Origin of the sequence: Salinihabitans flavidus, from assembly GCF_900110425.1 — a bacterium.
Lineage (GTDB): Bacteria > Pseudomonadota > Alphaproteobacteria > Rhodobacterales > Rhodobacteraceae > Salinihabitans > Salinihabitans flavidus.
Genome location: NZ_FODS01000008.1, coordinates 77,281 through 103,796, shown reverse-complemented (window position 1 = coordinate 103,796; position 26,516 = coordinate 77,281). Strand labels below are relative to the sequence as shown.

Here is a 26,516-nt window from a genome sequence, read left to right as displayed (position 1 = left end):
CCTCGGGGTCCGGGGCAGAGCCCCGGGGCCTGCATGGCCCGAACGCAAACTGACATGGGCCTGCGTTGGCCGGAACCCGGATCCCGCCCGCCTCAATGCGGCTTGGAAGGGTCCGAAGCGCCATTTTCCAGCGCTTCAAGGGCCTCCAGCGCCTCATCGGGGTTCTGCGACGGCACCGCGTAATCGCCCGCGAACCAATTGCCCAGGTCGATATCCGCACAACGCCGCGAACAGAACGGGCGATAGGTGCGATCGGTCTCCTTCTTGCAAATCGGACAGCTCATGACAGCACCTCCAGAACCGGCACGCGCGCGCGCTTGCGCTGCAATTCGTAATGGCCCAGCGGCGTCCAGCCCGCAAAGACCGTCTCCACCTCGTCGCCCCGAAACGCCGCGCGCAGCGCACTTTCGAAACTGCGGCGCTCCTTCTTCGGCATCGGCGCCAGGTCGAGCGTGATCTGCCCGCCCAGCCCGCGCAGCCGCAACTGCCGCGGCAGCTCGCGCGCCGCGGCGATATTGGCCTTGTGGCCCGCCGCCGGGCTGGTATCGCCCCCGGTATTCACATCCACCGCCACAAGCGCACGCGTCGGCTCCACATAGATCCCCGCGCCCTGCGCAAGCGGCACATACGCCCCCCGCAGCGCCTCGATCTCGTCGAGAACGCCATGCCGCTCGAACCCGCCGGGCGCGGTCTCCACCTCCGCCGGATCGGTCCAGTCGCGCCAGGCCAGAACGTGCGGCCCGTCCCCGGTGGTCAGCACCTCGGCCTCGCCCTCGGGATCGGCTGCGGCCGTCTCGGCCAGCGCGCGCATCTCGGCGATATCCTCGGCGATCTCCCCGGCCCCGGCCCCGGCGCAGGCAGAGCGCAGGATCAGACCCATGTCAGAGCCCTCCATCACCTCATGCGCGATCTCCAGAAGGCGCTCGCGCTCCTCCTCGTCCTTGATCGTCCGACTCACGTTGAGACCGGGCGCCTCCGGCGTGACAATGGCATAGCGGCTCTTGAACAGGATCTTTTGTGTCACCGGCACCGCCTTGCCCGGTTCGGCATGGCCCGTCACCTGCACCAGAAGCGGCTGACCGGGGCTCAACCCCCTGATCTGCCGCAGAAAAACGCTTCCCTCAGGCGTGCGCAGGAACATGCCGCCCTGCCCCTTCACCGGGCGGTCGGCGATCGCGCGATAGACCGTGCCGGGGCGGGGCCCGTCGCCATCGACCAGCAGATCCTGCAACCGCCCGTCCACCATCAGGGCCGCCGCCTCGCGCCCCTCCAGATGGTCGAGAATGATCTGCCGTCCCTTCATGCGTCCCCCTGACCGTGATAAAGTGGATACCCCGCCGCCAGCAAGAGCGCCGCGGTCTCCGCCAGTGGCAGCCCCACGATGGCCGAATGCGATCCGCTGATCCACGGGATGAAGGCGCTCGCCGGCCCCTGGATGGCATAGCCGCCCGCCTTGCCCGCCCAGTCGCCGGTCGCCAGATAAGCGTTCAGCTCAAGATCCGAAAGCCGTTTCATCTTCACCGCGCTAAGCACGTCGCGCGTCCAGATCCGGCCCGCGCGTTTGACTGCCACCGCCGTGATCACCCGGTGCCGCCGCCCCGACAGGGCACTCAGGAAGGCCGCCGCCTCGCCCGCATCGGCGGGTTTGCCCATGATGCGCCGCCCCATCGCGACGGTGGTATCGGCGCAAAGCACGATCTCATGCTCGCCGCCCGTGGGCACCGCCTGCACCTTTTCCAACGCGATGCGCCGCGCATAATTGCGCGGCACCTCCCCCTTTGCGGGGGTCTCGTCGATCTCGGGGGGGCGTATCTCATCCGCGACAACCCCGATCTGCGCAAGCAGGTCGCGGCGGCGCGGGCTGCCGGAGCCGAGGATCAGTTTCATGTTGAGCATCCCCGTGCATCTGGGCCGTGCCCGGGGGTCCCCCCGGGAGCGCGGTTTACTTGAAGCGGTAGTTGATCCGCCCCTTGGTCAGGTCATAGGGTGTCATTTCCACCTGAACCTTGTCGCCTGCCAGAACACGGATGCGGTTCTTGCGCATCTTGCCTGCCGTATGCGCGATGATCTCATGGCCGTTCTCAAGCTCGACCCTGAATGTCGCATTCGGCAGGAGTTCCTTCACGACACCGGGAAATTCGAGCGTATCTTCCTTGGCCATGGTCTCTCCTGTGTTTGTCCCCCGCCAAAGCTGCGGGCTGCCCCTAAATGGGGGGAATCGGGGGGTTTTTCAAGCCTGATTCGATTCGCGCCGCAAAGGCCTATTCGGCCCCCGCACCCGCCGCGCGCGCCGGCCTGCTGGTCAGCGCAGCGCCGCCCGCTCCACCGCCTGCGCGCGTGGCTCCTGCTCGGCCCAATGCGCCTGATTGAGCACGCCGCCATCGGCGCGCACCTCGGCCACGCGTGCCAGATCGACCTCCGCATAGGTCCAGCCGGGGTGGTTCAGCTGCCCTTCGGCGATCACGCCCGTGGGCGGAAATCCGTGATCGGGTGGACCGAACACCCCGCCCATGCCGGTGTTTTCATCCACTGCCGGCGACCACGGCGCCGCCCCCACAGTCGAGGACATGACCGTCACGCACTGGTTTTCCAACGCCCGCGCCATCGCCCCGATCCGCACCCGGCTGTAGCCCGCCAGCGCCTCGGTGCATGACGGCACGAGGATCAACTCCGCCTCGCTCAGCGCCCGGCCGAAAAGCGGGAACTCGCTGTCATAGCAGATCAGAACCCCGATCCGGCCAAGCGCCGTGTCGAAGAGCCGCAGCGGCCCGCCCGGCACAACGTCCCAGGGCGTGCGCTCATAGCGGGTCATGATCTGCTTGTCCTGCGCGCCCGTCTTGCCGTCCGGCGCGAAAAGCCGCGCCCGGTTCACCGGCCGCGCCCCGCCATCGTATACCGGCGCAGAGGCGCCGAGGATATGCACCCCGAACTCCAGCGCCAGATGCGCATAAAGCGCGTCGACCGCCTCGATCCGGTCCGAGACCGCGCGGCTCGACGCCTCAAGATCCGCGGCCACCTCCGGCCCCACCAGCGTCGCCAGCTCCATCGCGCCGTATTCGGGAAACACCAGAAGCTCCGCCCCCTGCCCGGCGGCCTCGCTCACCCAGTTGAATATCTTGTCCTCATAGGCGGCCCAGCTTTCCAGCACATCGAGCGGATAGGCGGCGGTCGCGATTTTCATGCGCTGATCCTGTCTGTTGGTGACCTCGACTGGGGGTTTAGCGGAAATTCGGGTGACTTGTATATGCCCGATGCGCCAGACTGCCCCTCATCGCCGGTCGCGCGCAGGCAGCCACGGGACTGCCGAACCGGTCGGAAAGGAAAGGGACAGGACGGAAGGGACAAGACAATGACCGCACTGACATTCGACAACCCGGTGTTCATCACCTATGCCATCGCCGCCGCACTCATGGTGCTCAAGATCATGGGGCAGGGCTGGATGACCGTCTACCGCATGATGAAAAGCAACGCGGGGCTGGTCAACCCCGAGGATCTGCGCGCCACGCCGCTCAACCCCGACCCGCGGCCGGAACAGCTTGACCTGAACGATTACGTCGACCGCTCGCGCCGGATGCACCGCAACGATCTGGAGAACATCCCCGCCTTTCTCGCCATCGGGCTGATCTTCGTGATCGCCGCGCCGCCGGGCTGGCTGGCATCGCTGCTGCTCTATGGGTTCGTGGCGGCGCGGCTGGCCCATGCGGCGGCCTATCTCACCGCACAGAACCACGAGGTGCGCGCCTCCTTCTACACCATCGGCTCGCTCTTCGTGATCGCCATGGCGCTCTTCGTGCTCTGGGCGGCGCTGGTATAGCGCGCCGCGCGCGGGGAACTCAGTCCATCCGCCCCATCAGCCGGTCGATCGGGGCGAAATCGTCCGTGAGGATCTGCCCGCGCGTCTCGGCAAGCCGGGCCAACGCTTCCTGCGGCAGCGCGGCAAAACGCACCGGCTCGGGCGCGGGCACGACAAAACCGCCCTGCCCGCCGGGCGCGCGCCCGGCGACCAGAACGAACACCGCCCGCTCGCCCGGCGGGGGCCTGTCCGTGCGGGTCCAGACCTCGACATGCGGGAACACCTCGCGCGCCGTGGCCACCATGCTGGCAAGCGCCCGCAACCGCCCCTCGTAGTCGATGACATTCATCAGGTAACTGCCCTCGGGCGTCAGCCGGCCCGCCACAAGCTGCATGAACTCCCGCGTGATCAGATGCGCGGGTACCGCGACATCGGTGAAGGCATCGCCCACGATCAGGTCATAGCGGCGCTCCGGCCGGCTCAGCAGGGCGCGCCGCGCGTCCTCGTGGAAAATGACCATCTCCGAGCGGTCGAGCCAGAAATCGCGCTCCGCGATCTCGGTCACCATGGGGTCGATCTCCGACACCGTGATCTCGCCAAAGCCCGCATCGGCCAGCGCGCGCGGCACCGAGTAACTGCCACCGCCGATGAAATAGCTGGTGGCCTCCGGCGACGGCGCGCGCCGCTTCGACAGCTCCAGTAGCATCGCCGCATGTTCGGTGAACATCACCTGCGGCACGTCGCGCGCGCCGATCCCGTGGGCAAGATGGTCAAGCACCATGAGATGCACAGGCCGCGCCGGATCGGCCGACAGATCGACCGTCCGGATACAGAAATAATCGCTCTCGTGATCACATTGCGGCGGCGCCAGAAGCGGCAGCCCCGTCAGCCCCGCGCCGATCACCACAAGGGCCGCCCCCAATCGCGCCGTGACGCGCCGCGACAGTGCGAAACAGACCAGCGCGGCGAGGACATAGACCGCCGTGACCACCGCCAGCGTCGCCGCCGTGCCCAGCCACGAGATGAACAGGAACCCCGCCAGAAGGGTTCCGGCGATGGCGCCGACAGCGCCGGCGGCGAACATCGCCCCCAGCGCCTCGCCCGACCGCTCCGACCGGACGACGGCCACCTGCGCCAGAACCGGCGCGGGCACCCCGGCAAAGAGCGAGGGAAGAAAGAACACCGCCGAACACAACACCACGATGGCCCAGATCGGATGCTCCACCGTGCCCAGCACCGGCCCCGCCGCCAGCCGAAGAAGCCATGCCGCCGCCGCCGTGGTGAGCGCCGCGCCAATCAACGTCCATCCGGTGATCCGCAGCGCCTCTTCAATCGGCCGGTTCGCGATCCGTCCGCCCCACCAATGCCCCAGCGAAAACCCCGCCAGAACGATGGCGATCACGCTTGTCCAGGTGTAAAGCGACATGCCCACATGCGGCGCCAGCATCCGCCCGGCGAGGATCTCCACCACCAGCGACGCGGCGGAGACCACCCCCTGCACAAGGACGAGAACCCAAAGATGCGGTTGAATCCCGCCTGACCTGTGCATGACTGTCACGATACCCTCTTGTGCTGCGCCCGCCGCAGGCTTTCTCATATTCACGCCATGCGCAAGACAGGCCGCGCATCGAGGCGCTACATCTGCTTTTCTTCCGTCTCGATCTGCGGAATCTCGGTGCGTTCCTCCTCCGGCGCACCGCACAGAAGCTCCACGGCGCGGTCGGCGGCATCCTGAAACGGCTCGATCACGATATCGGCCCCCGCGCCGATAAGGTCCTCGGTATCCATCGGACTATGCGAAGCCACGGCGATACGCCCCTGAAATCCGGCCGTGCGGGTCAGTTGTATCAGCGTGGTTCTGGTATCCTCATAGCTCAGCCCCTTGGGGTGTATCGGCACGGTGGAGACAACCCATTCCGCCCGCCTGAGGGGCAATTCGGCAATGAACTCCGGATCGCTCGCATCGCCGAACTCCGTATCAAGGCCCATCTGGCGCCAACGGCGCACCGCCTGTGGGTTGAAATCCACGCCGAGCACCTTGATGCCCCGCTTGTGAAGTCGCATGCCGATCGCCGTGCCGAACCGGCCCAGACCGAAGATCACGACGCTGTACTTGCCTTCCTGATGCGCGCCCGCCTCGCTGGGCTCGCGCGGCGTGCCCCGTCTTTCGAATATGCCCAAAAGCGGCTCAAGCGCAGCGTAAAGGTGATGGGAATAGGTGATCATGTAGGTCGAGGCCGCGATCGTCACCAGCCCGACCATGGTCACAAGGCCAAGCGCATTCTGGGGAATATGCCCCAGCGACACCCCCATGGCGATGAAGATGAGCGAAAACTCACTGATCTGCGCCACCGTCAACCCGGCGAGAAACCCGGTGCGCTTGCGGTAGCCCATGGCCCCCATGATGGCCAGCACGATCAGCGGGTTCCCGATCAGCACGAAAAGGGAAAAGACGATCGCGCCGGTGACATGCGCCCCCAGAAGAGACAGGTCGAGCGTCGCGCCAAGCGCGATGAAGAAAAACAGAAGCAGAAAGTCACGCAAGGGCGCCAGACGCGCCGCGATCGTCTCGCGGTAGGCGGTCGAGGCCAGAGAGATCCCCGCCAGAAGGCCCCCCACCTCCTTGCCCAGACCGACGAAATCCCCGATAGCCGCGAACATCGCCGCCTGTGCGATGGCAAAGATCACAAGCAGTTCCGGCGCGCGGGCCAGCCGCTCCGTCAGCGGGTTGGCGACATAGCGCACGAAAAGGATGACAAGCGCCACCATCGCCACGCCCGACGCCAGCACCAGAAGCACCGAGCCGGAGCTTTCACCGCCGTCCCCTTCGCCCGCGCCGATCCCGATGGCCGAAAGCACGATCATCGCCAGAACGACGACAAGATCCTGAACGATCAGAAACCCGAGCGCGATCTGCCCGTGCAGCGAATCGATCTCGCGCTTGTCCGACAGCAGCTTCACGATGATGATGGTCGAGGAGAACGTCAGCGCCACGGCGACGTAGACGCTTGTGATATGGCCAAGGCCAAGCGACAGCCCGATGAGGTAGCCGAAGATCGAGGTGAAGGCCACCTGCCCCAGACCCGTCAGAAGCGACACCGCCCCCAGAGAGCGGATCAGCTTCACGTCGAGCTTGATCCCCACCAGAAAGAGCAGAACCGCGATTCCCAGCTCCGACAGAAGGTCGATCTGTTCATCGGCGTGCACCACATCAAGCGCCGACGGCCCGGCCAGCAGACCCACCGCGATGAAACTGACGATCAGCGGCTGGCGCAGAATCAGCCCCAGAAGCCCGATCACCGCGGCCATGACCAGCAGAACCGCGACCTCACCGAATGCGGATTGAACGATGGCTTCCATCCCTGCCCCTTTTCGACGTGCGCCCCGCCGCGCAAGGCCAACCCGGCGCCACGACCCTTGCGTCAGCTTTCCCCGAAAGAGCCCCATCGGGTCTTTCGCATGACCGCAAAGCCGACCACAAGATCTCCCGGTACGGTTTTCGGTCTCTGCACCGCGCCTGCATCACCTACGCGGTCAAAAGTTAACACATCCCGCCCGAAGACCCGTCCGGCACGCGGCGGCACCGACGCGATACCGACGTAATACCGACGTGATACCGCACAGCGGTTCTTTCGCGTTAACAACGGCTTGCCCGGATATGCCCCGGCCTCTGCGCGCCCCGCCGCGCGGTGCGTCAACCTCATATCGGTCCCGCGCGTCATCTCGTGTCAGGTTTGTGTTCCATCTCGCCGTCTCGCCCGGCACAATGCCCGGACCCGACAAGGGCAGATCACCGCGTCATGGGAGGGATCGCCAGATGACCAGAACCGTATCGGCAGGGGCCGCCCTGCTCTCGCGCCTCAGATCCGTGGGGGTGGATTACATCTTCGCCAATTCGGGCACCGATTTTCCGCCCATCATCGAAGGGCTGGCGGAGGCCGCGGCGACCGACATGCCCCTGCCCCACGCCCTGACCATTCCGCATGAACATGCCGCGATGGGTATGGCGCATGGCTACTACCTCGCCACCGGACGGCCGCAGGCGGTGATGGCGCATACCAATGTCGGGCTGGCCAACTGTGCCATCGGCGCGATCAACGCCCACGTGGAACATGTGCCGGTCCTGCTGTTCTCGGGGCGCACCCCGACCACCGAGGCCGGGCGCTTCGGCGCGCGCACCGTTCCCATCGGCTGGGGACAGGAAATGCGCGACCAGACGGCGCTGGTGCGCGAGGCCAGCAAATGGGACTATGAGCTGCGCTTTCCCGAACAGGCTCCGGCCCTTGTCGACCGGGCACTGGCCATTGCCACGACGACGCCTCGCGGGCCGGTTTATATCTCGCTCCCGCGCGAAGTGCTGTGCGAGCCTTGCCCCGCCACCGAACTCGACGCCCCACCCGCCATGCGCGCGCCCGATGCCGAACCGGGCCCTCAGGCCATCGCCCGGCTCGCACGCCTGATCGCAGAGGCGCAATCGCCGGTGATCTTCGCCCAGCACGGCGCGGGCGGGGCCGACGGTTTCGCGGCGCTGCAACGCCTTGCCGAGGATTGGGCGATCCCCGTTTGCCAGTATTGGGCGGTGCAGCTTGCCCTGCCCACCGATCACCCGATGGCCGCCCCGGCAGACCCCGCACCCCTTCTTGACAAGGCCGATCTCGTGATCTGCCTTGACACGCTCGCCCCGTGGATGCCCGATGCGCACGCCCCGCACCCCGATGCCACAGTGGTCCACATGGGGCCGGACCCGCTGTCCACGCGCACCCCGATCCGCAGTTTTCGCGCCGACCTCTCCATTGCCTGCGAGCTGGAGCCGGGGCTTGTCGCGCTGGCGTCGGCGCTGAACGGGCACACCCCGGGCCCGGCCGTGGCGATCCGCCACCAGAGCATGGCCGCCGCCAACACCTCCGCTCGTGCGCGGGTGCTGGATGCCGCGGCCCCGGACGATGGTGACGGCATGACAAAGGCGCAGATCGCGCTTGCGCTTTCAGACGCGCTTGCCGGGCGCGATGCGATCGTTCTGTCAGAGCTTGGCGCGCCCATGGCGCCTATGCAGCTTTCGCATCATCAGGCATGGTATCAAGAACCGCACGCCGGGGGCCTTGGCTGGTCCTTTCCCGCCGCGATGGGGATGCAACTGGCCGATCCGGACCGGCTTGTCGTCGCGACGATGGGGGATGGCTCCTACATGTTCGCCAACCCTGTCGCCTGCCACCAGATCGCCGAGGCGCTCCGCCTGCCGATCCTGATAGTGGTTCTCAACAATGCCGACTGGGGCGCGGTGCGGCAATCGGTGCTCGGGCTCTACCCCGACGGCCACGCCGCGCAGACCAACGACATGCCCCTGACCGGGCTGGCCCCCAGCCCGGATTTCGGCGCCATCGCCCGCGCCTCGCGCGCCCTTGGCCTGCGCGCGACCACCCACGCGGAGTTTTCATCCGCGCTGGCCGAGGCCCTCGCTCACGTGACCGCCCGCAAGGGCGCGGCGCTGATCGACGTTGCCACCCGGCGCTAACCCGGCAGACAGCGGCGCCGTCACATTTCGGAGCGGGCAGAGGGCGCCCGCCCGACGTGATCACGCGCAACCGACATCGACTTCAGGATGGCGAACACCTCATCACCCGGCGCCAGCGCAAGCGACTCCGCCGCCCGGCGGGTGATGCGGGAGACGATCTCCTCGTCGCCGATCGCCAGATAGACCATCACCCCCGGCCCCTCACCCGGCACGATGCGGCGCACCCGGCCCGCAAGGATGTTCTGCGCCGAAAGCCCCTCGGGCCGCGCACGCGCAAGGATCACCTCGTGCGCCAGAATACGCACCCGTATGGGCACGCCCCTCTCCGCCTCGATCCGCGGCAGCAGGATCGCGCCCCCCGCCGTGTCCAGACGTGTCAGCCCGTCCGCCTCCTGCCCGGCCACGCGGGCGCTCAGCATCGCGGCCACCTCGCGCAGACCCATCGCCCGAAGGGCGACCGGGTCGGACATCAGCTCCGGGGTGCTTCCCTCGCGCACGATCACGCCCTTGGACAGAACCGCGATCCGGTCGGCAAGGATCTGCGCCTCGTTCATGTCATGCGTGACCAGAACGACCGGCATGTTCAGATGCGCCCGCAGTGCGACGATCTCAGCATGCAGGCGCTCCCGCGTCGCCCGATCCACGGCGGAGAACGGCTCATCGAGCAAAAGCGCCCGGGGACGGCGCGCCAGCGCGCGCGCCAGTGCGACACGCTGCTGCTGCCCGCCCGAAAGCTGCGCGGGCCTGCGCCCGCCCAGCCCCGACAGGTTGACGAGATCGAGCAATCGCCCCGCCTCCGCCCGCCGCTCTTCGGCACAGGCCCCGGCCATCGCCGCCTGAATGTTCTGCGCCGCCGACATATGCGGGAAAAGGGCGTAGGACTGAAACACCATTCCCACATGCCGGCGGTGGGGCGGCAGGTTCACCCTCGCATCGGTGTCCAGCCACACCTGCCCGTCCACCGTGACGCGCCCGGTATCGGGCCGCCACAGCCCCGCGATGGCGCGCAGGAGCGACGTCTTTCCTGATCCAGAATGCCCCACCAGCGCCAGAAGCTCCCCCGGCTCCACCCGGAACCGGACATCGAGCGGGATGGGCGCGGCATTGCGCGCCATCACCTCCAGCGCCATCAGCCCAGCCTCCGCCCGATACGGGCCGACAGCGCATAGGTCACGGCGATGGTCGCAAGCGAGATCCCCACAAGCACCGCCGACATGATCCCCGCGCCCTGATCGTCAAACGCCTGCACCCTGTCATAGATGGAGATGGCAATGGTTCTGGTCTCCCCGGGGATGGAGCCGCCGACCATGAGCACGATCCCGAATTCGCCCAGCGTATGCGCGAAGGTCAGGGTCATCGCCGTCAGGATGCCGGGCCAGGCCAGCGGCAGCTCCACCTGACGCAAGGATGCCAGCGGCGACATCCCGCAACAGGCGGCCGCCTCGCGCACCTGTTCCCCGACCGCCTCGAACCCGCGCTGCGCGGGCTGGATCGCAAAGGGCAGGTTGAAGATCACCGAGGCGACCACCAGCCCTTCGAAGCTGAACACGAGCTGATGGCCGAACATCTCCTGCCAGATCCCGCCGATGGGCGAATTGCGCCCGAAGGCCACCAGAAGATAGAAGCCGAACACCGTCGGCGGCAGGATCAGCGGCAGCATCACCAGCGCCTCGATCAGCCCTTTGCCGGCAAACCGCCGATAGGCCAGAAACCGGCCCGCGAGGATCGAGATCGGTAGCAGAATCGCCACCGTCCAGCCCGCCAGCCGCAGGGAAAGGGCAAGCGCCGTCCAATCCACCGCATCATCCTTTCACGGGCAACACGAACCCATAGCGTTCCATGATCTCGCGGGCCGCCGGCTGCTTCATATAGGCATAGAAGGCCTGCGCGACCTTACCCGCGCCCTCCAGAAGAACCATACGTTGGCGCAGCGGTTCGTGCCAGTCCTCGGGGATCAACTCATATGTTCCGCGCGGCGCGATCCGGGGGGCCAAGGCCAGCGAATAGGCGATGATGCCCCCCTCGGCATTACCCGACAGCGCGAACTGCGCGGCCTGGCTGACGTTTTCGCCCAGAACGATCACGTCTTGCAGGTCATTCCAGATCCCTTTTGCGATCAGCGATTCGCGCGCCCGCATCCCATAGGGTGCGTGGTCAGGGTTCGCGATGGCGAAGCGGGTGATCCGGCCTTCGCCCAGCAACTCGGCCAAGTTGTTCATTTCCGCGTCGGGCGTCAGGGTCGAACCGTTCGGCACCATAATGACGACTCGGCCAAGGGCGTAAAGATCGCCTTCATCCGGGATGAGCCCGTCGGCGTGCAGGTCGGCGATGAACTTCTCGTCGGCCGCCATGTAAATCTGGAATGGTGCGCCTTCGCGGATCTGGCGCGCGAAATTGCCGGTAGAGCCGAAGTTGAGCCGCACCTTCATGCCCGTCTCGGCCTCGAACGCCTCGGCGATTTCGGCCACCGCGAATTGCAGATCCGAGGCGGCGGCGACAACTGGCGCATCGTCCTGCGCTGCGGATGCGTGGGGCGCACCACCCGTGGAAAGCGCGAGAACTGCCGCACAAACGGCGCGGCGGGACCAGAAAAACATTGGCAACTCCTTTGATATGTTTTCAGGAACATATCGGCTTCGACGGCACACCCTGTCAACCGTTATTCCCTTTCGGAAATATCCCTCAGCAGCGATTGCATCTCACCGAGCCGATCCGCTCCGGCCTCGGCGACCTCGCGCTCGAACGCGCGGTAGAGGGTCAGCACTTGCCGCCCCGTCTCGGTCAGAACGGCCCCGCCGCCCCCCGATCCGCCACGGGTGCTTTCCACCACGGGCCGGGCAAACATGTCGTTCAACGTTTCGATCAGCATCCAGGCCCGTTTGTAGCTCATCCCCATTGCGCGCCCGGCCCCGGCGATGGAGCCGGTCGCGTCAATACGCTCCAGCAGTTCGGCCTTGCCCGGCCCCATCATCCCGGTTTCGCCGAAAACGATGCGAATGCGCAGGGCGGGAGTTTCTGTCTCGCGGCTCATGCGTTCAGGTTGACGAAATTTTCCCGGCGGACACAAGGGCCGCGCGCCGCCCGCCTCAGCTTCGGGTCAGGATCTCGTAGCCCGGCGCCGTCACCGCCTTGACTGATGTGATCGGGTCAAGGCCGATCCACGTGGTCCGCTCGATCACCATCAGCGCGGCCCCCTCCCCGGTCTCAAGAATGGCGGCGGTCTCGGCATCGGCGTTCATCGCATAGAACCGCAGATCGCAACGCGTATAGGGCTTGTTGCGCACCAGCCATTCATTCGCGCTCTGCGCGGCAAGGTCGATCTCGAGGATTTCCGGCACCGTGCGCAACGACACCCAGCGATCCTCGAAAACAAAGGGGTGCCCGTCGGCCAGATGAAGCGCCCGCACGCGCAGCATCTCTTCGGAACCGGCCATTTCGAACTTCGCCGTGACCGGCGGGGGCACCGCTTCGGTGGTCAGCCCGATAAGCCGATACCCATAGACCGCGCCACGGTTTTCCACCTCGTTGCGCGTGATCGGAATATCGAGCGTCGCGCGCGTCACCGGATCGCGCCGCACGCGGGTGCCGCCCTTGCGCCGCCGCTCCACGATCCCGCTCAGCGACAGATCCTGCATCGCCCGCTGCACCGTGCTGCGCGCGCAGCCGAACTCCTCGGCCAGATCCTCGTCGCGCGGCAGACGGTCGCCCGGCGCATAGGTGCCGTCGAGCACGCGGCCATGCACCCGGTCGCGCACGTCCTTCCACGATAGCCTGACCACCTCTGTCACAGTGTCTCCTCCCACCGTCATCCGCCCCCTGATCGGCCGCGCGCCGGGCGATTCGGCCTCTCCCACCTCCCCGGACCGACCGTCTCACCAGATCAAGTCACTGTCTTGCATACATAAATATCGCGCAGCAGCATCCGTTGACAATTTTATGTAGCTACATATTAATTTTATGCACATACTTTCGCAAAGCAACCCATGACCGATCGTCGCCCGACCCTCTCTCGATCGAATGCCCGCAACACGGCGTAAGGAGGGGGCGGCATCGGCACATGACCGACCGACAACAGGATCAACAAGGAGGTATCCCAATGCAAAGACGTTCATTCCTCAAGACAGGCGCCTTTGGCGCCACCGCCGCCGCACTCGCCACCCCTGCCATCGCGCAGGACGTGCGTCAGTGGAAGATGGTCACCGCATGGCCCAAGAACCTGCCCGGCCCCGGCGTCGCGGCGCAAATGCTGGCGGACCGCATCACAACCCTCTCCGGCGGCCGGATCGAGGTGAGGCTCTACGCGGCGGGCGAGCTGGTGCCCGGACCGGGCGTCTTCGACGCGGTGTCCGAAGGCACGGCGGAACTGTACCACGCGGTGCCCGCCTACTGGGGCTCCAAATCCAAGGGCATCCTGCTGTTCGGCTCGCAGCCCTTCGGTCTGCGCGCGGACGAACAGGTGGGCTGGCTCTATCATGGCGGCGGCCAGGAGCTTTACGACGAGATGTATGGCCGCTTCGGCATCAAGCCGTTCCTGTGCGGCAACTCCGGCCCGCAGTGGGGCGGCTGGTTCCGCGACGAGATCAATTCCGCAGAGGATCTCAAGGGCCTGAAGTTCCGCACCACGGGCTTGGCCTCCGAAATGGCGTCCAAGCTGGGCATGGCCGCGCAGGCCATGGGCGGCGGCGACATGTTCCAGGCGTTGCAAACCGGCGCGCTCGACGCCGGCGAATTCATCGGCCCCTGGACCGATTCCGCCCTCGGCTTCTATCAGGTGGCCAAGAACTACTACTGGCCCGGCGTGGGTGAGCCGTCCTCGGCCGAGGAATGCGGCGTCAACCAGGAGGTGTTCAACGACCTGCCCGATGACCTGCAACAGGCGGTCAGCTTCGCGTGCGAAAGCCTCTACAACCCGGTCTGGACGGAATACACCACCAAGCACGCGCGTTCGCTGCGTACCCTCGTGGACGAACATGGCGTTCAGGTGAAGAAATTCCCCGATGAGGTGATTGCCGCCATGGGCGAGGCCGCGAAAGAGGTCATCGCCGACCTGCGTGAGGATGATGACGAGCTGGTGCGCCGCATCACCGAAAGCTTCGTCACCTACCGTGACAGCGTCGGCGCCTACATGACCTATGCTGACAATGGGCAGATGAACGCCCGCGCGGGTGTCATGGGCTACTGATACCGGCTATCATGCGCGCGGGGGGCCACACGATCCCCCGCGCGTCTTTTTTTGTCTGCTACTCGGGGGAAGGTCGATGAACAGGCTGACTTGGCTGTGCGACGGCGTGAATCGCGCCGTGGCATCCGTGATCCGCTGGCTGGCGCTGTTCATGGTGCTGATCCAGTTCGTGATCGTGCTCGGGCGCTATGTCTTCGGTGTCAATTCGATCGCGGCACAGGAAAGCGTGCTCTACCTGCATGCGACGCTGTTCATGCTCGGGGCCGGCTATACGCTTCTGGTGGACAAGCATGTGCGCGTTGACGTGTTCTATTCCCGCGCCACCGACGAGACCCGCCGCCGCATCGACATTTTCGGCCACCTGTTTCTTCTGCTGCCGTCGATGACCACGCTGCTCTACTGGTCGTGGCCCTCGGTGCGCAATTCTTGGAAGATCTTCGAAGGCTCGCTCTCCGTCGGCGGGATCGAGGCGGTCTTTCTTCTCAAATCCCTGATACCGGCCTTCTGCGTCCTGGTGATCCTGCAATCGCTGTCACTGCTGATACGCCTTCTCGGACAAGGGCGCGCGGCATGAGCGAACATCTCGACCTGATCATGTTTGCCGGGCTGATGGCGGCGATCCTTACGGGCTTTCCGGTCTCTTTCGCTATCGCGGGCGTGGGCATCGGCTTTGCCTTTCTCGGGTGGACGCTCGGCGTGATGGACCTGTCGCTTCTGGGCGCGCTGGGACAACGGGTCTTCGGCCTGATCAGCAATCAGGTGCTCATCGCCATCCCGCTCTTCGTGCTGATGGGCGCGGTGCTGGAGAAAAGCCGCATCGCGGAGGAGTTGCTCAGCACGATGGGCCGCCTCTTCGGCGGGCTGCGCGGCGGGCTCGGTATCTCCGTGGTGCTGGTGGGCACGCTTCTGGCGGCCTCCACCGGCATTGTCGGCGCCACCGTGGTGGCAATGGGCATGATCGCGCTGCCAGCCATGCTGCGCGCGGGCTATGACGCGCGCGTGGCCTCGGGCATCGTCTGCACCGCCGGCACGCTGGGGCAGATCATCCCGCCCTCCACGCTTCTGATCATCCTCGCGGACGTGATGTCCAACGCCTATCAGCAGGCGCAATACGAACAGGGCAAGTTCTCGGTCGAAACGCTGTCTGTCGGGCAGTTCTTCGCCGCCGCGCTGATGCCGGGGCTGATGCTGGTGGGGCTTTACCTCGTCTATATCCTGCTGCGCGGCCTGATCCGCCCGCAGGACATGCCCCCCGCCTCCGATATGGCCGCCCGCCCCGACATGGCAGAGGTGTTTCGCGCCATCGTGCCGCCGGTGCTGCTGATCTTCGCGGTGCTGGGCGCCATCCTCGGCGGCGTCGCCACCCCGACAGAGGCCGCCTCCGTCGGCGCGGTGGGGGCCATGCTCATGGCCGGGCACCGCATCGGCGTCAATCCCCGGATCATCGTGACCGGTGCGGTCGCGCTCATCGTTCTGGGGGTGGCGGCGGGCGCCTTCCCGGTGCGCCTGCAACGCAGCGACCTGAGCCCGGCCGCCTATGCCGCCGGGGCCGCCTATATCGCGCTGGCGCTGATCGGGCTTGTCGCGGTCGCCCTCGCCCTGCGCGGCATGCTGCGCGAGCGGGTGATCCACGAGGCGCTCAATTCGACGCTGACCATGACCGCGATGATCTTCGCCACGATTCTCGCGGCGGGCATCTTCTCGCTGGTCTTCATCGGCCTTGGCGGGGAAGAGCGGGTCGCCGCCATCCTGTCGCAGCTTCCGGGCGGGGCCACCGGCGCGCTTGTCTTCTCGATGATCTTCATCTTCATCCTGGGCTTCTTCCTCGACTTCGTGGAAATCTCGGTGATCGTGCTGCCCCTGGTCACGCCCACGCTCATCGTGATGGGCCACGATCCGATCTGGCTCGGCGTCCTGATCGCCATCAACCTGCAAACCAGCTTCCTCACGCCGCCTTTCGGCTTCTCGCTGTTCTACCTGCGCGGCGCCGCCCCCGAAGAGGTGCGCACCACGCAGATCTATCGCGGCGTGATCCCGTTCATCGGGCTACAGGCCATCGGCATGATCCTGATCTGGGCGCTGCCGCCCATCGCGACATGGCTGCCCGGGGTGCTGTTCTGACGCACCGGGGACAGTGCGCCTGATCGGGTCCAGGCTATGCCACCGAAAGGGCTCCCGTCCGCCCGCGGCACCGGACCAGCCGCGCCCTGCCCTTTCTCTGTTCCCGAAATACTCAAAAGCAACGCCCGCCCCGTTCACCACGCCTCGTCCGGCCCGATCCGCCGCACCGCCACCGACGCGATACCGACAAAATACCGACGTTTTACCGAATTGCCATTTTCAGCGAAATCAAGGCGTTAACCCTGATTCGTTGCCCATGCGGTGCCCATACCGCGCGCCGCCCACTCAACGGATCAATATCGCCCTGAAATCATTGACATTCGTGCCCGTGGGCCCGGGCGAGTACAAGTCACCCAGCCCCTCGAACGCACCATAGGCATCGTTGTTGCCCAGATCGGCCACCGGATCGCGCCCCGCCGTCCGCATCCGCGCCGCACTTTGCCCATCGGCAAAGGCGCCGGCATTTTCCTCCGACCCGTCGATCCCGTCGGTATCGGCGGCCAATGCGCAGATCCCCTCAACCCCTTGAATTTCAAGTGCGAAAGACAAGAGGAACTCGCTGTTCCGCCCGCCCCGGCCCTTCCCGCGAAGCGTCACCGTCGTCTCGCCCCCCGACAGGATCACCACGGGTTTGGCAAAGGGCTGATCCTTCGCCGCGACCTGCCGGGCGATGGCCGCATGCACCCGCGCCACCTCCCGCGCCTCGCCCTCGATCGCATCCGACAGGATCACCGCCGGCACCGCCTGCCCCTCCGCCGCCTGCGCCGCCGCCTCCAGCGACAGCGCGGCAGACGCGATCACCCGCACCTCGTTACGGGCGAAACCGGAGGCGTCCGGGCGCGGCGCGGCGGCCTCCTCCCGCGCGATGTGGGCCATGATTTTTTCTGGCAATTCAATGTTGTGCGCCCTGATCAAGTCAAGCGCCTGCTGCCGCCTCACCGCATCCGGCACCGTCGGGCCGGAGGCGACCTGCGCCGGATCGTCGCCCGGCACATCCGACACCACCAGCGACAGAACCCGCGCCGGATGCGCCGCTTCCGCGAGCCGCCCGCCCTTGATCCGGCTGACATGTTTGCGGATCGCGTTCATCGCGGAGATCGGCGCGCCAGAGGCCAGAAGCGCGGAATTGAGCGCCCGCTCATCGTCCAGCGTGAGCCCCTCCGGCGGGGCCGGCAAAAGCGCCGATCCCCCGCCACAGATCAGCGCCACCACCAGATCATCCTCGCACAGCCCCGAAACCGCCTCGAAAAGCGCCTCGCTGGCGGCCAGCCCGGCTTCATCGGGCACCGGATGCGCCGCCTCCATCACGCGGATCTGCGCGCAGGGCGCGCCATAGCCATAGCGCGTGACCACAACGCCCGAAAGCGGCCCGTCCCACAGCGCCTCGAACGCACGGGCAAGCTGCGCCGCCCCCTTGCCCGCGCCGATCACGACGGTGCGTCCCCCGGGCCGTTCGGGCATATGCGGGCGCAGCGCCTCCAAAGGGTCGGCCGCCTGCACCGCCGCCTCGAACAGATTGGTGAGAAAGGATTTTTCGATCATCTGATGCCCCATGCGCCCCGCGTCCCGTTTCACCATAGTGGCACCACGCGGACCAAAGCAAAAGCCCCGCCCGCGCAATCGTCTTGCGCCCGATACGCGATCCTGCCAGACTTCTGGCAATTCTCTGGCACAGATCACAAGGGCCGAACCGGACGGCATCGCGCTGTCCGCCCACCGTGCAACCGGCCCCGCCAGGAGAGCCGCTCGCATGACCGAACAGCCTTCCATTTCCGGCAAGTCCGACATTGACTGGCCCGCCTTCGCCGCCGCGCTGGCGCCTGTGGAGACCATCGCCGAACCCGTGCTGGTGAAGAAACGCTCGCGCGATTTCTTCTGGTATTCACCGATTCTTAATCAAAAGCTGCGAACGTGCTTCGGCGATCTCGTTGCGCGCCCCAAGACGCGCGCAGAACTGGCGCATTGCCTCGCCGTGGCATGGCGGCACGATGCGCCCGTCACCCTGCGCGGCGGCGGCACCGGCAACTACGGGCAAAGCGTTCCGCTCCATGGCGGGTTGATTGTCGAGACGACGGATCTGAACCGCGTTCTTGAGATCGGGCCGGATTTCGTCCGGGCAGAGGCGGGCGCGCTGATGGCGGATGTGAACACCGCGCTCGCGGACGCGGGGCAGGAAATGGCGATGTTCCCCTCCACACAGGACATCGCTACCATCGGCGGCTTTGTCGCCGGCGGCTCCGCCGGGATCGGATCGGTTGCCAACGGCCCGCTGCGCCAAACCGGCAACATATTGCAAATCAAAGCTTTTTCTGTTGAGGAACGACCCGTGGAACATGTGTTCGGCGGCTCCGATGTGCTTCGGATTCATCACGCTTGGGGACTCAATGGCGTGATATCGGAGGTGACGCTGCGCACCGTGCCACGCCGCGACTGGATCAGTTGCATGGCCACGTTCGACAGCTACGGCGCGGCCTATCGGGCAGGGTTGGCCCTAGCCGAATCCACACGGATCGACCGCAAGCTGGCCAGCGTGGTCGACGCCCGGATCACCGGCTATTTCCCTCGCCTCACCGGCCATATCCGCCCCGGCAAGCACCTGCTCGTCAGTCTTGTCCCGCGCGAGGATCTGGACGCCTTCCGCACCCTGATCGCGGCGCAGGGCGGGTATCCGGACCTGACCCTTCAAGAGGCGGAGCGCGAGGCGCTCAACATCCCGCATGTCTTTGAATTTGCATGGAATCATACGACCCTTCAGGTGCTGAAGGCGGACCGGACCGCAACCTATCAGCAATACGGCGTCAACGATCCCGCCGATGCCGCCGGGATCGAGGCGCTGCATGACAAGCTGGGCGACCGGGTCTGGATGCACCATGAATTCTCGCGCTACGATGGCAGGGTGACAGCCAGTGATCTTCCGATCATCTGGTTTGAAGGCGAAGACCATCTGCGGCAGACCGACAGGCTCTATGCCGCCAACGGCTGCACCGTCTACGACGCCCACACAAATGAGATCGAAGGCGGCGGGATGAAGCCCGATTACCGTCACCTCGCTCTGAAAAAACGCATGGACCCCAAGGGGTTGCTGAACATGGGCAAGTCGCGGGCATGGGACGCTGTGCGCCATCTTCCGCCCGAAGAGATCGCGGCGCTGGCCGCCCCCACGGCTTGACCTTCCACGCGGCTTGGTTGACCGTCTCGCCCAGTGAATCAGGAGACTCCCATGACACAGCCGAGCATCGACCCGCAGCACCTCGACCGCCTAGCCGAAACCGCCGTGCGCGTGGGTCTGAACCTGCAACCGGGGCAGGATCTGGTGCTGACCGCGCCGACCTCCGCCCTGCCACTGGTGCGCAGGGTTGTCGCGGCGGCCTATCGCGCCGGGGCGGGGCTGGTCACGCCGCTGCTTTCGGACGAGGAGGTGACGCTGGCGCGCTATCAAAACGCCCCGGATCAAAGTTTCGACCGCGCGCCGGACTGGCTCTACGACGGGATGGCGCGCGCGTTCGGGGATGGCGCGGCACGCATGGCGATTGTCGGCGACGATCCCATGCTTCTGGCGCAGGAAGATCCCGCCCATGTCTCCCGCGCGGGCAAGGCCAATTCCGCCGCCTACCGCCCTGCGCTGGAAAAGATCGCGAATTTCGACATCAACTGGACAATCGCCGCCTACCCCGGCGCCTCATGGGCCCGCCGCGTGTTTCCCGACCTGCCCGAGGAGGAGGCCGTGGCCCGTCTGGCAAAGGCGATCTTCGCCGCCTCGCGCGTAGACCTCGACGATCCCGTCGCGGCGTGGACAGCGCACAATGAGGCGCTCCATCTGCGCAAGGCCTGGCTCAACGAGCAGGCGTTCGCCGCGCTGCATTTCACCGGGCCGGGCACCGATCTGACCGTGGGGCTGGCCGACGATCACGAATGGCAGGGCGGCGCGTCGCTCGCCAACAACGGCGTGATCTGCAACCCCAACATCCCCAGCGAAGAAGTCTTCACCACGCCCCATGCAGAGCGCGTGGAGGGCACCGCCCGCGCCTCCAAGCCGCTGTCCCATCAGGGCAGCCTGATCGACGGCATCGAGGTGACATTCGAGGGCGGGCGCATCACACAGGCCCGCGCCAGCCGGGGCGAGGCGGTGCTGCACGAACTTCTCGACACTGACGAGGGCGCCCGCCGACTGGGAGAGGTGGCGCTCGTGCCGCATTCCTCGCCGATCTCGCAATCGGGGTTGTTGTTCTACAACACGCTCTTTGACGAGAACGCCGCCTGCCATATCGCGCTTGGCCAGTGTTACGCCAAATGCTTCCGCGACGGCGAGACTCTCGGCGTCGACGAGATCGCCGAACGCGGCGGGAACGCCAGCATGATCCATGTGGACTGGATGATCGGCGGACCGGAGACGGACATCGACGGGATCACACCGGGCGGCACAAGGGTTCCGGTCTTCCGCGCCGGGGAATGGGCACGCTGAGAAGGCGGCGGTCGTGTAACGGCCCGCACCAACCGTGCGGGCCATGTGCCGTCAATAGCCGCCCCGGTGCCGCTGTCAGCTTTCGTCCCGCTTCGGGCGGATGAGCGATTCGACCGTATAGACAAGGATGGCAAGCCCCACCGCCCCGGCCGCGGCCACCCCAAGCAGAACGATCACGTCGATCGGCCCGCCCATGTCGGACACACCCGATCGCGTCATGCGCAGGACGAACAGCACCGCGAGAACGGCCCCGACAGGCATGGAAAGCTGCGCCCAGAGGAACTTGCGCCAGCTAACCGAGCGATCGCGGATCAGCACATAGAGATAGGCCAGGGTGACGACTACCGCCACCGCGACCATGACCCAGAAGAGGCCGCGCCCGAAGATCTCTTCGAAAACGGCGATCAGGGTTTCGAATGTCAGTTCTTTCATGGTGTCCTCCTCAGGCCTTGCCGCGCAGCATCGCGTTGTAGGTCGCCTTGAGGGCCACCTCCTTCATCAGCCAGCTGATCCACAGTTCTTCCAGCGGGGCGATGATTCCGGGGAAACTCGGCGTCAGGTTGTTGTTGTAGTCGAATTCGATCAGCATCGCGCGTCCGACCCGCGTGATCAGCGGACAGGACGTGTAGCCATTGTAGCTCGCATCCGTGGTATCGCCCGCGATCTGCGCGACAAGATGCTCTTCAACCACAGGCACCTGCCACTTGACGGAGGCGGCGGTCTTGCCCTTGGGCACACCGGCCACATCGCCCACGGCAAACACCTCGGGATAGCGGTTGTGGCGCAGGCTGTGCATGTCGACCTCGACCCAGCCCTGATCCGTCCACTTGTCGGCCCAGCTTAGCCCCGACTGGCGAATGACATCGGGCGCACGCTGCGGCGGGATGACGTGGATATAATCATAATCGCGCTCGACGGGACCGTTTGGGGTGTCGAAGGTGGCGCGCTTCGCGCCGGGGTCCATGGACCGCAGCACATGGCTGTAATCGGGCGCGATGCCGCGATCCTCGAACAGCATCCGCACCTTTTCGGACACGATGGGCACGCCGAACAGGCTGGCATTGTTCGACATGTAATGAAGATCCATCCGACCGCGCATGCCTGACTTGCGCGCGAGGTCATCTGTCAGGAACGCATGTTTGAGCGGCGCACTCGCGCATTTCATCTCGGTTGCCGGTCGGGTGAACAGCCCGGTTCCGCCGCTCTCCGTGAACGCCGACACCGCCTGCCACGTGCGCGCGGCATACTCCGGCCCTGCATACAGGGCACCAATGCCGTCGCGTCCCACCAGATCGAGGCTGAACCCCTCGATCGCATCGTGATCGAGCGTCAGCCCGGTGGCGACGATCAGATAATCATAGTCCAGAACTTCCCCCGACTGCAGCGCGACCTTGCGCGTTTCGGGGTCGATGCTCGCGGCCCAGTCCTTCTTGAGCGTCACCCCGGACGGGAGCCAATCCATCGTCTGGCTGACGGCGTAGTTCTTCGGCTTCAGCCCGGTGGCGATCAGCGAGAAACCCGGTTGATACCAATGCTCCTCGCGTCCGTCCACAAGGGTGATACGCGCGCCATCAAGTCGATGAACCAGCCGGTTCGCAAGCGTCGTGCCTGCAGCCCCGGCCCCGAGGATCAGGATATTCGCGTTTGTCGCGACCTGCGCCGCCGCCTGCTGAGCGGCCCCGGTCGCAAGCAGCGCACCGGCACCGGCCGCCAGCCCGAGGAAGCCCCGGCGCGTCGAATTGAATAGGAAATCTTGGGTCATAGCGGTCCTCCACGCAGATGGTCGATGATGAGCTTCCCGAGCATCCTGCGCCTTGACGCAGATCAAGGATGTCGCGGGCGTCCGGAGCAACGCCCCACCCGGATCGGGGCGGGGCGCAGGGCGTATCAGTAGCTCATCACCCGTGCGGTTTCGGCCATGATCGCGGCGGCCATTTCTCCCGGTTTGGCAACACCAACACCGTCAAGCAGAACCGAAGGATCGGCCCCCTTGCCCGGCAGGTAGATCGCACAAACCTCGACCTTCGCGCCCGGCTCGGCCATGATCATCCGCATCAGGCCCTGCGGGCTCATGTCGCGCGGCGGCTGACCTGCCGTTGCGCTTTCCGGGGCGTCCTTCAACGCCATGTCGGCGGCCGGACCGCAGAGCAGGATATGCGGGGTCTTGCCCTGTTTGGCGGCCTGCAGGGTCAGAACCATCGCCATGAGCTGGGTCTGCGGCTCGGGCGCGGTCAGCACGGTCACAAGCGTTTTCGGCGCCTCCGCGTGGGCAGCCGGCACAGAAAGGGTGGTCGCGGCGAGCAACGCCGCGGTCAGAATACGTTTCATGGATGTCTCCTATGGTTCGGTTGGGATTTTCGAGACGCGCGGGCGGACCGGGCCCACCCTTTTCGGCGCGCCGGTGTCGGGGGTCAGCCGCGGCTCTATGGTTCGTCGGCCTCATCGATGATCCGCGCATCCTCCCGCATCTCAAGCCAGATCGCGTTGAGGACAGCGAACATTGCCGCCAGTGGAAGGCCCAGGAGCCACGCAAAATACCACATCTGTCGTTCCTTTCTCAGTAGGCGCTGTCAGAGTCGGTCACGTCGGCCTCTGTCACCTTGCCCCAGAGCACCTTGTAGACCCAGGCGGTGTAGGCGAGGATGATCGGCATGAAGATCACGGTCATGACCAGCATCACGAATAGCGTCTGATGCGAAGACGAGGAGTCCCACACCGTCAGCGAACTCGAGGGATTCACCGTGGAGGGCAGAATGAAGGGGAACATCGTCAGACCGACGCTGGCGATGATTCCGGTAATCCCCATCTTCGACCACAAAAGGGTCGAAACCTCGCGCCCCGCGCGCAGCCCGCGCACCGCAAGCGCGATCCCGGCGAACCCCATGAGCGGGGCGATCACGATCCAGGGCCGCTCGGCATAGGCCGAAAGCCATGTTCCGCCGCGCGAGACTTCGCTGTAAAGCGGATTGGAGGGCCCGTGAGGGATGACCTCGCCCATCAGGGCAAAACCGTCTATCCCGAAGGCCAGCCAGAGACCGGCAAGCGCATAGGCGCCGGCGGCGACAAGGCCCGCCGTGGTGCCGATCCGCCGCGCGCGCTCCGCCACGGCCCCTTCCGCCTTCAGGCTCAGCCACGCCGCCCCGTGCATCAGCAACATCGAGATCGACACAACCCCCGCCAGAAGCGCAAAGGGACGCAACAGGCCGAAGAACTTCCCGTAAAAGCTGCCGTCATACATCGGCATGAGATCTTCGGTCAGATAGAAGGGCACGCCCAGAAGCACGTTGCCCACGGCGACCCCGAACAGAAGCGCAGGAACCGCACCGCCAATGAACAGCGCCCAGTCCCATCCGCTGCGCCATGCGAGGGACTCCCGCTTGGAGCGGTACTTGAACCCCACCGGCCGCAGGATGAGCGCCGCGAGAATGACGAACATCGCAAGATAGAAGCCTGAGAAGCTGACGGCGTAAAGCGGCGGCCATGCGGCGAAGATCGCCCCGCCCCCAAGGATGAACCAGACCTGGTTGCCCTCCCAGACAGGGCCGATCGTATTGATCACGACGCGGCGCTCGACATCGGTCCTGGCGACGAACGGCAAAAGCGCGCCCACCCCCATGTCAAAGCCGTCGGTCAACGCGAACCCGATCAGCAACACACCCAGAAGCGCCCACCAGAGCACACGCAGGATTTCGAAATCTATGAGTTCATGTAGAATCATGGCTCTTACTCCGCCGGATTGGCCGCAAACGGGCCCTTGCCATCGTGGGTGCGCAGACGATGTTCGTGCCGCTCGACCCAGGCATTCGTTTCCTCGACATCCTCAAACGGACCCTTGCGGATGTATTTCAGCATCAGCCCCATCTCGATGATGAACAGGATCGTGTAGAAGGTGACAAACCCCGCCAGGGTGATCAGAAGATCGGCCACCCCCAGATGCGAGACCGAAAGCGCGGTCGGCAGCACCCCGTCCACTGTCCAGGGCTGGCGCCCGTACTCGGCGACAAACCAGCCAAGTTCCGCCGCGATCCACGGCGCCGGAATGATGATCACGGCCCCACGCAGCGCCCATCGGGGAAACTGCATCGCCCGGAAACTGGCGCGGTAGAAGAAATAGAGCATCACCGCGATGAAACCGAAGCCCAGTCCCACCATGATGCGGAACGCCCAGAAGAGCGGCGCCACACCGGGGATCGTGTCGTCGGCGGCCTGCGCGATCTGTGCCTCCGTCGCCTCGCGCGGATCGTCGACATAGCGTTTCAACAACAACGCGAATCCAAGGTTGCCGGAGTGTTCCTCGAAGGTCGCGCGCACCTCTTCGGGGGTCTCGGCGCGCTGCGCACGGATCGCCATCAGCGCGTCATAGGCGATCAGACCGGAGCGGATCTTCTCCTCGGCCTCGGCCACCAGATCGTTGATACCGGGGATCTCCTCGGTCAGCGACCGTGTGCCGATCAGGCCCATGACCCACGGAACCTCGACCTTGTAATGCGTCTCGCGCGCTTCCTTGTCGGGAAAACCGATGGCAGAGAACGGCGCGGGCGCCTTATGCGTTTCCCACATTCCCTCGATCGCGGCGAGCTTCATTTTCTGGGTATGGCTGGCCGAATATCCCGACTCGTCACCAAGCACGACAACCGATAGCGCCGACGCCAAGCCAAAGGCCGAGGCCACCGCGATGGAGCGCCGCGCCAGTTCCACATGCCGGTCCTTGAGCAGATACCACGCCGACACGCCCAGCACGAAAACAGCCGCAGTGACATAGCCCGCCGAAACCGTATGCACAAACTTGGCCTGCGCCACCTCGTTGAAGACCACATCGAAGAAACTTGTCATCTCCATGCGCATGGTCTCGGGGTTGAACTGCGCCCCGACCGGGTTCTGCATCCAGCCATTGGCGATCAGGATCCACAGCGCCGAGAAGTTCGACCCGATGGCGACAAGCCAAGTCACGATCATATGCGCGACCTTTGACAGCTTGTCCCAACCGAAGAAAAACAGCCCCACGAACGTGGCTTCGAGGAAGAAGGCCATCAATCCCTCGATCGCCAGCGGCGCACCGAAGACGTCCCCCACATAGTGTGAATAGTAAGACCAGTTCATGCCGAACTGGAATTCCATGGTGATCCCCGTGGCGACGCCGAGAACGAAATTGATCCCGAACAGCAGGCCCCAGAACTTGGTCATCTGCCGCCAGATCGGGCGTCCGGTCATGACATAGACGGTCTCCATGATCGCCACGATGACCGACAGACCCAGCGTCAGGGGAACAAAAAGAAAGTGATACATGGCCGTCATCGCAAATTGCAGGCGGGACAGCTCAACAATATCAAGTTCCATGACGCCAACTCCTTTGGCTGCTCCGCGCATAGGGCAGCACGGAGTTCTATTCAGGGCACAGCTAAACCTATCTGAGAGACTCAGCTTTTCGCCCTTGTAACTACATACG

The 26,516-nt window shown here is 65.5% G+C and carries 26 protein-coding genes; 7 read left to right on the top strand and 19 right to left on the bottom strand.

Annotation, left to right across the window (positions count from 1 at the left end):
* Positions 1-92: 92 nt before the first annotated feature.
* The 5 genes from BMW66_RS08930 to BMW66_RS08910 form a co-directional block, all read right to left on the bottom strand.
* On the bottom strand, positions 93-284 hold the full coding sequence (locus tag BMW66_RS08930; protein WP_093117594.1) for a DNA gyrase inhibitor YacG: 192 nt from the start codon (positions 282-284) through the stop codon (positions 93-95).
* Positions 281-1,303: a ribonuclease E/G gene (locus tag BMW66_RS08925; RefSeq protein ID WP_093117592.1), complete on the bottom strand. Its 1,023-nt coding sequence runs from the start codon at positions 1,301-1,303 to the stop codon at positions 281-283. The genes BMW66_RS08930 and BMW66_RS08925 overlap by 4 nt, the downstream gene beginning before the upstream one ends.
* On the bottom strand, positions 1,300-1,887 hold the full coding sequence (locus tag BMW66_RS08920) for a Maf family protein (RefSeq protein WP_093117669.1): 588 nt from the start codon (positions 1,885-1,887) through the stop codon (positions 1,300-1,302). The genes BMW66_RS08925 and BMW66_RS08920 overlap by 4 nt, the downstream gene beginning before the upstream one ends.
* Before the next feature lie 55 nt (positions 1,888-1,942).
* Complete coding sequence (gene infA / locus BMW66_RS08915) at positions 1,943-2,161, bottom strand: translation initiation factor IF-1 (protein WP_005978431.1); 219 nt, start codon at positions 2,159-2,161, stop codon at positions 1,943-1,945.
* 141 nt (positions 2,162-2,302) lie between these two features.
* A complete protein-coding gene (locus BMW66_RS08910; protein ID WP_093117590.1) occupies positions 2,303-3,181 on the bottom strand; it encodes a carbon-nitrogen hydrolase family protein in 879 nt (292 codons plus the stop codon).
* A 168-nt stretch (positions 3,182-3,349) separates the two neighbouring features.
* Here BMW66_RS08910 and BMW66_RS08905 point away from each other — a divergent pair, with 168 nt between their 5' ends.
* Positions 3,350-3,814 carry an MAPEG family protein gene (locus tag BMW66_RS08905; RefSeq protein ID WP_093117588.1) on the top strand — a complete coding sequence of 155 codons (465 nt, stop codon included), beginning with the start codon at positions 3,350-3,352 and terminating at the stop codon, positions 3,812-3,814.
* Between the two features lie 19 nt (positions 3,815-3,833).
* On the opposite strand, the gene BMW66_RS08900 is transcribed toward BMW66_RS08905, so the two are convergent.
* Together BMW66_RS08900 and BMW66_RS08895 are read right to left on the bottom strand one after the other, a co-directional pair.
* Positions 3,834-5,390, bottom strand: coding sequence for a fused MFS/spermidine synthase (locus BMW66_RS08900; RefSeq protein ID WP_245729412.1), 1,557 nt, complete (start codon positions 5,388-5,390; stop codon positions 3,834-3,836).
* 38 nt (positions 5,391-5,428) lie between these two features.
* The gene (locus tag BMW66_RS08895; protein WP_217639297.1) at positions 5,429-7,153 is read right to left on the bottom strand and encodes a cation:proton antiporter; all 1,725 of its coding nucleotides are present in this window, start codon (positions 7,151-7,153) and stop codon (positions 5,429-5,431) included.
* A 457-nt stretch (positions 7,154-7,610) separates the two neighbouring features.
* Between BMW66_RS08895 and BMW66_RS08890 the strand changes: the two genes are divergently transcribed.
* Positions 7,611-9,305, top strand: coding sequence for a thiamine pyrophosphate-requiring protein (locus tag BMW66_RS08890; protein WP_175483197.1), 1,695 nt, complete (start codon positions 7,611-7,613; stop codon positions 9,303-9,305).
* A 20-nt stretch (positions 9,306-9,325) separates the two neighbouring features.
* Here BMW66_RS08890 and modC read toward each other — a convergent pair whose 3' ends face one another.
* From modC to BMW66_RS08865, 5 genes are all read right to left on the bottom strand, one after another.
* Positions 9,326-10,435 carry a molybdenum ABC transporter ATP-binding protein gene (gene modC, locus BMW66_RS08885; protein ID WP_093117584.1) on the bottom strand — a complete coding sequence of 370 codons (1,110 nt, stop codon included), beginning with the start codon at positions 10,433-10,435 and terminating at the stop codon, positions 9,326-9,328.
* The gene (gene modB, locus BMW66_RS08880) at positions 10,435-11,103 is read right to left on the bottom strand and encodes a molybdate ABC transporter permease subunit (protein WP_093117582.1); all 669 of its coding nucleotides are present in this window, start codon (positions 11,101-11,103) and stop codon (positions 10,435-10,437) included. The genes modC and modB overlap by 1 nt, the downstream gene beginning before the upstream one ends.
* A gap of 4 nt (positions 11,104-11,107) precedes the next feature.
* A complete protein-coding gene (gene modA / locus BMW66_RS08875; protein WP_093117580.1) occupies positions 11,108-11,902 on the bottom strand; it encodes a molybdate ABC transporter substrate-binding protein in 795 nt (264 codons plus the stop codon).
* A gap of 62 nt (positions 11,903-11,964) precedes the next feature.
* A complete protein-coding gene (locus BMW66_RS08870) occupies positions 11,965-12,336 on the bottom strand; it encodes a winged helix-turn-helix domain-containing protein (protein ID WP_093117578.1) in 372 nt (123 codons plus the stop codon).
* Positions 12,337-12,391: 55 nt separating this feature from the next.
* Positions 12,392-13,093 (bottom strand): histidine utilization transcriptional repressor HutC, encoded by a 702-nt coding sequence (locus BMW66_RS08865; protein ID WP_093117663.1) that lies wholly within the window; start codon positions 13,091-13,093, stop codon positions 12,392-12,394.
* A 308-nt stretch (positions 13,094-13,401) separates the two neighbouring features.
* On the opposite strand from BMW66_RS08865, the gene BMW66_RS08860 reads away from it, so the two are divergent.
* The 3 genes from BMW66_RS08860 (at position 13,402) to BMW66_RS08850 (ending at position 16,608) form a co-directional block, all read left to right on the top strand.
* Positions 13,402-14,487, top strand: a complete 1,086-nt coding sequence (locus BMW66_RS08860) for a TRAP transporter substrate-binding protein (RefSeq protein WP_093117576.1) — start codon at positions 13,402-13,404, stop codon at positions 14,485-14,487.
* A gap of 76 nt (positions 14,488-14,563) precedes the next feature.
* A complete protein-coding gene (locus tag BMW66_RS08855; protein WP_093117574.1) occupies positions 14,564-15,061 on the top strand; it encodes a TRAP transporter small permease subunit in 498 nt (165 codons plus the stop codon).
* The gene (locus tag BMW66_RS08850; RefSeq protein WP_093117572.1) at positions 15,058-16,608 is read left to right on the top strand and encodes a TRAP transporter large permease; all 1,551 of its coding nucleotides are present in this window, start codon (positions 15,058-15,060) and stop codon (positions 16,606-16,608) included. The genes BMW66_RS08855 and BMW66_RS08850 overlap by 4 nt, the downstream gene beginning before the upstream one ends.
* 285 nt (positions 16,609-16,893) lie before the next feature.
* On the opposite strand, the gene BMW66_RS08845 is transcribed toward BMW66_RS08850, so the two are convergent.
* On the bottom strand, positions 16,894-18,150 hold the full coding sequence (locus tag BMW66_RS08845) for a glycerate kinase type-2 family protein (protein ID WP_093117661.1): 1,257 nt from the start codon (positions 18,148-18,150) through the stop codon (positions 16,894-16,896).
* Between the two features lie 208 nt (positions 18,151-18,358).
* On the opposite strand from BMW66_RS08845, the gene BMW66_RS08840 reads away from it, so the two are divergent.
* Positions 18,359-19,777, top strand: coding sequence for an FAD-binding oxidoreductase (locus tag BMW66_RS08840; protein WP_093117570.1), 1,419 nt, complete (start codon positions 18,359-18,361; stop codon positions 19,775-19,777).
* A 51-nt stretch (positions 19,778-19,828) separates the two neighbouring features.
* Entirely contained in the window at positions 19,829-21,070 is a 1,242-nt protein-coding gene (locus tag BMW66_RS08835; protein ID WP_093117568.1) for an aminopeptidase, read from the top strand.
* A gap of 75 nt (positions 21,071-21,145) precedes the next feature.
* On the opposite strand, the gene BMW66_RS08830 is transcribed toward BMW66_RS08835, so the two are convergent.
* The 6 genes from BMW66_RS08830 to BMW66_RS08805 form a co-directional block, all read right to left on the bottom strand.
* Positions 21,146-21,502 (bottom strand): DUF5368 domain-containing protein, encoded by a 357-nt coding sequence (locus BMW66_RS08830; protein ID WP_093117566.1) that lies wholly within the window; start codon positions 21,500-21,502, stop codon positions 21,146-21,148.
* A gap of 10 nt (positions 21,503-21,512) precedes the next feature.
* Positions 21,513-22,832, bottom strand: coding sequence for an NAD(P)/FAD-dependent oxidoreductase (locus BMW66_RS08825; RefSeq protein WP_093117564.1), 1,320 nt, complete (start codon positions 22,830-22,832; stop codon positions 21,513-21,515).
* A gap of 125 nt (positions 22,833-22,957) precedes the next feature.
* A complete protein-coding gene (locus tag BMW66_RS08820; protein WP_093117562.1) occupies positions 22,958-23,398 on the bottom strand; it encodes a DsrE family protein in 441 nt (146 codons plus the stop codon).
* A gap of 95 nt (positions 23,399-23,493) precedes the next feature.
* On the bottom strand, positions 23,494-23,613 hold the full coding sequence (cydX, locus tag BMW66_RS08815; protein WP_093117560.1) for a cytochrome bd-I oxidase subunit CydX: 120 nt from the start codon (positions 23,611-23,613) through the stop codon (positions 23,494-23,496).
* A 14-nt stretch (positions 23,614-23,627) separates the two neighbouring features.
* A complete protein-coding gene (gene cydB, locus BMW66_RS08810; protein WP_093117558.1) occupies positions 23,628-24,788 on the bottom strand; it encodes a cytochrome d ubiquinol oxidase subunit II in 1,161 nt (386 codons plus the stop codon).
* Between the two features lie 5 nt (positions 24,789-24,793).
* Positions 24,794-26,407 (bottom strand): cytochrome ubiquinol oxidase subunit I, encoded by a 1,614-nt coding sequence (locus BMW66_RS08805; RefSeq protein ID WP_093117556.1) that lies wholly within the window; start codon positions 26,405-26,407, stop codon positions 24,794-24,796.
* Positions 26,408-26,516: the final 109 nt, after the last annotated feature.

Bases quoted from the DNA above. Each gene is read 5' to 3' on its own strand.
- BMW66_RS08930 (WP_093117594.1), bottom strand. From the start codon at position 284: ATGAGCTGTCCGATTTGCAAGAAGGAGACCGATCGCACCTATCGCCCG.
- BMW66_RS08925 (WP_093117592.1), bottom strand. From the start codon at position 1,303: ATGAAGGGACGGCAGATCATTCTCGACCATCTGGAGGGGCGCGAGGCG.
- BMW66_RS08920 (WP_093117669.1), bottom strand. From the start codon at position 1,887: ATGAAACTGATCCTCGGCTCCGGCAGCCCGCGCCGCCGCGACCTGCTT.
- infA (WP_005978431.1), bottom strand. From the start codon at position 2,161: ATGGCCAAGGAAGATACGCTCGAATTTCCCGGTGTCGTGAAGGAACTC.
- BMW66_RS08910 (WP_093117590.1), bottom strand. From the start codon at position 3,181: ATGAAAATCGCGACCGCCGCCTATCCGCTCGATGTGCTGGAAAGCTGG.
- BMW66_RS08905 (WP_093117588.1), top strand. From the start codon at position 3,350: ATGACCGCACTGACATTCGACAACCCGGTGTTCATCACCTATGCCATC.
- BMW66_RS08900 (WP_245729412.1), bottom strand. From the start codon at position 5,390: ATGAGAAAGCCTGCGGCGGGCGCAGCACAAGAGGGTATCGTGACAGTC.
- BMW66_RS08895 (WP_217639297.1), bottom strand. From the start codon at position 7,153: ATGGAAGCCATCGTTCAATCCGCATTCGGTGAGGTCGCGGTTCTGCTG.
- BMW66_RS08890 (WP_175483197.1), top strand. From the start codon at position 7,611: ATGACCAGAACCGTATCGGCAGGGGCCGCCCTGCTCTCGCGCCTCAGA.
- modC (WP_093117584.1), bottom strand. From the start codon at position 10,435: ATGGCGCTGGAGGTGATGGCGCGCAATGCCGCGCCCATCCCGCTCGAT.
- modA (WP_093117580.1), bottom strand. From the start codon at position 11,902: ATGTTTTTCTGGTCCCGCCGCGCCGTTTGTGCGGCAGTTCTCGCGCTT.
- BMW66_RS08870 (WP_093117578.1), bottom strand. From the start codon at position 12,336: ATGAGCCGCGAGACAGAAACTCCCGCCCTGCGCATTCGCATCGTTTTC.
- BMW66_RS08860 (WP_093117576.1), top strand. From the start codon at position 13,402: ATGCAAAGACGTTCATTCCTCAAGACAGGCGCCTTTGGCGCCACCGCC.
- BMW66_RS08855 (WP_093117574.1), top strand. From the start codon at position 14,564: ATGAACAGGCTGACTTGGCTGTGCGACGGCGTGAATCGCGCCGTGGCA.
- BMW66_RS08850 (WP_093117572.1), top strand. From the start codon at position 15,058: ATGAGCGAACATCTCGACCTGATCATGTTTGCCGGGCTGATGGCGGCG.
- BMW66_RS08845 (WP_093117661.1), bottom strand. From the start codon at position 18,150: ATGATCGAAAAATCCTTTCTCACCAATCTGTTCGAGGCGGCGGTGCAG.
- BMW66_RS08840 (WP_093117570.1), top strand. From the start codon at position 18,359: ATGACCGAACAGCCTTCCATTTCCGGCAAGTCCGACATTGACTGGCCC.
- BMW66_RS08835 (WP_093117568.1), top strand. From the start codon at position 19,829: ATGACACAGCCGAGCATCGACCCGCAGCACCTCGACCGCCTAGCCGAA.
- BMW66_RS08830 (WP_093117566.1), bottom strand. From the start codon at position 21,502: ATGAAAGAACTGACATTCGAAACCCTGATCGCCGTTTTCGAAGAGATC.
- BMW66_RS08825 (WP_093117564.1), bottom strand. From the start codon at position 22,832: ATGACCCAAGATTTCCTATTCAATTCGACGCGCCGGGGCTTCCTCGGG.
- BMW66_RS08820 (WP_093117562.1), bottom strand. From the start codon at position 23,398: ATGAAACGTATTCTGACCGCGGCGTTGCTCGCCGCGACCACCCTTTCT.
- cydX (WP_093117560.1), bottom strand. From the start codon at position 23,613: ATGTGGTATTTTGCGTGGCTCCTGGGCCTTCCACTGGCGGCAATGTTC.
- cydB (WP_093117558.1), bottom strand. From the start codon at position 24,788: ATGATTCTACATGAACTCATAGATTTCGAAATCCTGCGTGTGCTCTGG.
- BMW66_RS08805 (WP_093117556.1), bottom strand. From the start codon at position 26,407: ATGGAACTTGATATTGTTGAGCTGTCCCGCCTGCAATTTGCGATGACG.